Annotated in this window: 5 protein-coding genes; all 5 read right to left on the bottom strand. The window is 30.5% G+C overall.

Translation table 11 applies throughout. The features are described from left to right. Positions 1–169: 169 nt before the first annotated feature. On the bottom strand, positions 170–1,561 hold the full coding sequence (locus AAC024_RS15580) for an exopolysaccharide biosynthesis polyprenyl glycosylphosphotransferase (protein WP_339896412.1): 1,392 nt from the start codon (positions 1,559–1,561) through the stop codon (positions 170–172). Between the two features lie 57 nt (positions 1,562–1,618). Beyond that, positions 1,619–2,632, bottom strand: a complete 1,014-nt coding sequence (locus AAC024_RS15575) for a glycosyltransferase family 4 protein (protein ID WP_339896411.1) — start codon at positions 2,630–2,632, stop codon at positions 1,619–1,621. 17 nt (positions 2,633–2,649) lie between these two features. Continuing rightward, positions 2,650–4,008: an O-antigen ligase family protein gene (locus AAC024_RS15570; RefSeq protein WP_339896410.1), complete on the bottom strand. Its 1,359-nt coding sequence runs from the start codon at positions 4,006–4,008 to the stop codon at positions 2,650–2,652. A gap of 1 nt (position 4,009) precedes the next feature. Beyond that, the gene (locus AAC024_RS15565) at positions 4,010–5,086 is read right to left on the bottom strand and encodes a glycosyltransferase (RefSeq protein WP_339896409.1); all 1,077 of its coding nucleotides are present in this window, start codon (positions 5,084–5,086) and stop codon (positions 4,010–4,012) included. Next, on the bottom strand, positions 5,086–5,388 hold a 303-nt coding region (locus AAC024_RS15560; protein WP_339896408.1), incomplete at its 5' end, for a glycosyltransferase. The genes AAC024_RS15560 and AAC024_RS15565, both read right to left, overlap by 1 nt.

The raw sequence follows: 5,388 nt of genomic DNA, 5'->3' as shown, positions 1-5,388 counted from the left end.
AAATGACATCAAAAATAATTCAAATTATAAAAATCGTCTGTTTCCGTCCAGACACAAATTAGTCAAAAGTGATTGTTCTAAAAGTTGAAAAGAATTGAATATCTACAATCTACACGAAAACAACTGAAAACTGAGGCTGAACACTGTTTACTGAATACTGTTTACTGAATTACTGTCCTCTGAAGAAAATAACAGTACTTAAGGTTTTTATCATAATATTTATATCTAGAAAAAAGCCTCTGTGCTTAATATAATATAAATCATATTGCAGTTTAAGTAAACTGTCATCAATTGAAGAAGCATATCTTGTTTTTACCTGCGCCCAACCTGTAAGACCTGGTTTCACAATATGTCTGGTTTCATAAAAAGGTAACATCTGCGATAATTCTCTAACAAAAAACGGGCGCTCTGGTCTTGGACCTATTAAACTCATTTCACTTTTTAAAATATTTACAAATTGAGGAATTTCGTCTAGCCTTGCATACCTTAAAAATTTTCCAAATGAAGTAACCCTAACATCGCCTTTTTTAGCCCACATGGCACCAGATTTTTCAGCATTTTTAATCATGGTACGGAATTTAATAATTTTAAAAATTTTTCCGTTTTTTCCTATTCTATCCTGCGTATAAAACAGAGGTCCACGATTAGCGATAACATTACCTAATAAGATAATTGGCAGAAACAAAATTCCTATTAAAATCCCTATAAGCGAGAGTAAAATATCAAAAAGACGATGAAAAAACAAATACAGTTTATTCTGATTACTTCTACTAAATGGGAAGTATTTGTAGAAATCTTTTCCAACAAACTGGACTGGAATACGTTGCGTTAAATCTTCATAAACTTGAGTGTATTCATTGATTGGAAAACCCTCTTCTAATAACTTTATAAGTGTATAATAAATTTCTGAAGTAATATTTTCAGAACTATAACTAGCCACAACAATTTCAGATAAATTTTCTTTTTTAATGACTTCTCTAATATCATTGGGACTGTATTCCTTTATGGCATTAAACTTTACCGCAGCCATTTTATCTACTTCGCAATTAACAAAACCAACTATTTTATAATTAGGATCAGAACTTTTAAAAGCTTCAACAATGGTTTCAATATTTGAAGTTTCACCAATAATTAAAACTTTTTTATAAAATCTTGGAGAAACAATAAAAGTGATATAGGCTATTCGCCATAAAAACAAAGCTATTAGAATTGCAAAATAAAAGAATAGTATTTGCAACCTGTTATCTGGTAAAACTGGTGTAAAAAATGGTGTTAGAAGGTAGAATAGAACTGTAGTAGAAACAGTAAAAACGATACCCGTTGAAATCTTCTCAATTTTACTGGACTTTTGTAAATCGTATAATTCAAAAACGGTTCCGAAAATGGAAACGTATAAAATGAGAACTAATACCCACGCCCATTTTTCTTTTGTTAGTGTGAAGTAGTCAAAATCAAAGCTATTACTAACAAAATATAGCACTAACAGTATAGAAAGTACATCAAAAACACGCAAGAGTATTTTACGCTCAGAAATATTGAAATGAATACTACTATTAGACATTTGAAGGGATAAATTGAGAGACCATAAATATAGGAAGTAAAATCTATTAAGCGTAAATTATTTCAAGACATTAATCCATTGTTTTTTAACAACTTTCCAATCTAAGTTTTCTATACAGGCTCGTGCTTCTTGGGTTAAAATAGTGGTGTTCTGAGTAAAACTAACCATATTATTTATCGATTTAACAAATGCTTCCACTGAATCAGGTTCAACCAATACACCATTTTTATTGTTTTCAATCAAAAAAGGCATGCCTCCAACATTGGTTGACACTACTGGCAAACCTAATGCCATGGCTTCAATAACACTAATTGGCATATTATCAAAGTTTGTTGTATTTATGAAAATGTTATAGTCTTCTGAAAGCTTAATCCATTCCTGTTTAGATAATTTCCCTGTGAAATTAACTTCAATTCCCAATTGATCTGCATACTTTTTTGCTGCTTTTAAACTTCCATCGCCGTCGGGACCAACCATACAAAGTCTGCTATTAATACTTTCATCTTTTAAAGCTTTCAAAATTTTTATAGCTAACAATGGGTTGTAAATTCTTGAAAATGAACGTACCCAAAGCAACCTGACATCATTAAAAACACGTTTCTTAAAAGGATAATTTTTTAGTTCAATTGAATTTGGAATGCAAATTATATTATTAAAACCTAATGCTTCAAAATTTGACTTTGTATACATTGAAGGCGCTATATTTATAAAGGCATTTTTAAAAATAGCCCTTGACAAAATTGGAGAGTTCTTTAATCTCATGGGTAACTTTCCGCCATGTAGAATAGGCATATATTTTAATTTAAGAATTCTACAAAACTGACTTACAAAATAGGCGTAATAAAAGTTTAATGTACCGTAGGTATCAATTAAAACATAATCAGCTTTATTTCTATAATTAAAACACATCCATAACATATTTGTCATCCTTAAAAAAATGTTTTCCTTATCAGAGGCTGAGAATACTTTATAGCCGCAATCGATAAACAAAGGTTCTAACAAGTCAATTGATGTAAAGTTAGCATTCCTTTTTTTATTCCATTTATTCCCTATATATACTATGTTTTTCAATTACTTATGAGTATTGATTATTTTTTAGTTTGGTTACTTCTTTTTTTACGAATAGTAGTATTTTTATATTGAATATCCAACAAACAAAGCCCATATATAAAGGCTGGTGCCGCAATACGCATAGATGAATGATTTATGGTTAAAAACCAAAAGAAATAGAACGAATAAAAGAAAATATTTGAATTGTTATGTATTCGAAAAAGTAAAGGTGTTATTAATAAAATTAAAAATGCTATCATCCCAAATAATCCATGTTCAGATAAAATTCTACTTATTTCATTATGTGAAGCTGCTTCAATGCCTTCGCTTTTTTGCCTAAGTTCTTTTATTTTCCCTACACCAACTCCTAATATCGGGTTTTTTAAAAATTCATCTATTTCAAACGAAACCAAATCCGCTCGACCTGTAGAAATATCTCTTTTTTCTCTTCCTAAGGCATCTTGATTAGCATATCGTTTATCAATTAAACCACTAGTTTGAATTGAAGAGAATAACCAAATCAATAAACCTAGACTTAAGAAAAGAAAAACGGTCCTACTAATTCTAAATTTTGCTTTAACATTTACTTTCCTAAAATAGTAATAAACAAATACTACTATCATAAACAAAGCCGTGATTACACCACCTCTACTAAAAGTTACGATAGCTCTAAAACTAATACCAGCAACAATAAGTCCATTAAGTATTTTCAAAAAAAGTGAAGGTGATTGCATAAAAAACCGAACACTAAAAACAAACATGCCTAAGCCCAAAACTGTTGATACTTGATTTGGACCAAAACCACCTGAAGCAGCAAAATTAGAGCCCGTACCAGTAATTGTTTCTCTAATACTGGGCGTGTACAAAAACAAATACGTTGTTGTTGCTAATAATGGTAATGCCAAAGCCAACAATACTTTATGCATATCTTCATAAGCTAACTTACGTTTATAAGTAAAAATAGATACGATTCCTAAACTTACTGGACCACTTAAATTAAAAGCAATCGCCGTTCTAATAGTTGTTTGCTCCGTGATATTAAAACCAGCTACTAAAATACCTGGGATAAGTAGAAAAATGTAAACTATATAAGGAATAGGTTGGTTAAGTTTAATAGTAAATATGCCCATTAAACTAAAAAGGATTACTAAGTATTTTGATGTTTCATAGAGAAAGCTTCCTCCCGTCATCCTTAAAAAAACTTCAACTCCAACGACATAGCTGCAGGCCATTAAAACCTGTAATGCTTTTTGAGATCGCTTACTTTTAAAAATACGATTTGAAAAATACACGAAAATTACTAGAAGATATACTTTTGAAAGCACTTCTAAACTATATATTGCAATCCCAATAAGGATATGCAGACCAATAAGTTTTATATAGTTGAAGTTTTTCAAATTACCTGATACAGCTTTTATAGATTTTTAAAATAATTTCTAATTGCGCTTCCTCAGAAAAATTTTCCTGAATATACTTTTTATAGCGACCTGAATGCTCATTTCGTAATGTTATATTCTGAATATATATACTTAAAGTTTTTGAAAACATTTTTACATCCAAAGAATTAACTAACAGACCATTAACATTATTCAAAATAACCTTTTCACATTCACCTACGTTTGTTGCAATTACCGCTAAATTTGCCAAACCATACTCTAATAGCGCTATTGGTAATCCTTCAGATTTTGAAGATAACACGCCTATTTCACACTGACTTAAAATATTATAAACATCTGGTTTGCTTCCGTATAGAAACACAGACTCACTTAAACCTTTTGCTGCTATTTTAGATTTTACATTTTTAGAATAATCGTCATTAAAATCTTTTCCCACACAATGCAATGTCCATTCTGGATATAACTCAACCACACTCTTAAATGCATTAATTAATGTGAAATGATCTTTTTGAGGTCTTAAATTAGCCAAACAGACGACACGATTGCCTGAAACACCATTTAATTTTGTAACCGACAGATTTTGATCAATAGTAGCAAAATTAGGTAAATAAGTTGCGTTTTCTATTTTAAGTTTTTGTGTCGCCCAAATCTCCAAAACCTTATTCACACTAAATACATGTGAAAAATATTTTGAGCATAATTTCAAAACACGATGCTTTCTGTTTTTCAAAAACTCACTGTTCCCGTAGTGATCATGCCAGATAACAGACACTTTTCCATTTAAAATCTTAACGATAGTTGCTAAAAAAAATGAGCTTGAGTGTGCATGAATAATCTCAATATTATTCTCTTTCACAAATGCATTTAAAGATTTAATAGCCTTTAAATCGATAGTTTTTTGTTTGTTTAAAAACAAATAACCAACATCGCTGGATATACTTTCTTTTAATAACCCCTCCTTTCTTGTCGTACATAAAAAAGCGCCAGCAATTCTACTTGATAATGCATTAGCCAAATTAACCGCTACACGTTCTGCACCACCAGCCTCTAAAGAATCTATTAATTGTAACACTCTCATTAGCCTTTCAATAATTTAATGATTTCAGATTCAAACACATCTAGAGTATATTTTTGAGACCATTGCGAAGCCTTAATAGACATCAATTTTAATCGCTCAGAATCATCTAAACACAATCGAACAGTCTCTACTGCTTTTTTTAAATCTCGATCTATTAAAACGCCTCTATTGCCATAACCAAGCATGTATGGCACACATGAAATTGAAGTTGCAATTGGAATTGCTCCAAAAAACATAGCTTCTGCCACTGCTTTTGGCCAACCTTCAGATTTTGAAGGTAAAATTAAAAAATGACTTTCTTT

This window comes from uncultured Algibacter sp., assembly GCF_963976535.1.
In the GTDB taxonomy this organism is placed as follows: Bacteria; Bacteroidota; Bacteroidia; order Flavobacteriales; family Flavobacteriaceae; genus Algibacter_B.
Note: the sequence above shows the minus strand (reverse complement) of the source record. Positions and strands in the feature narration are given on the sequence as shown.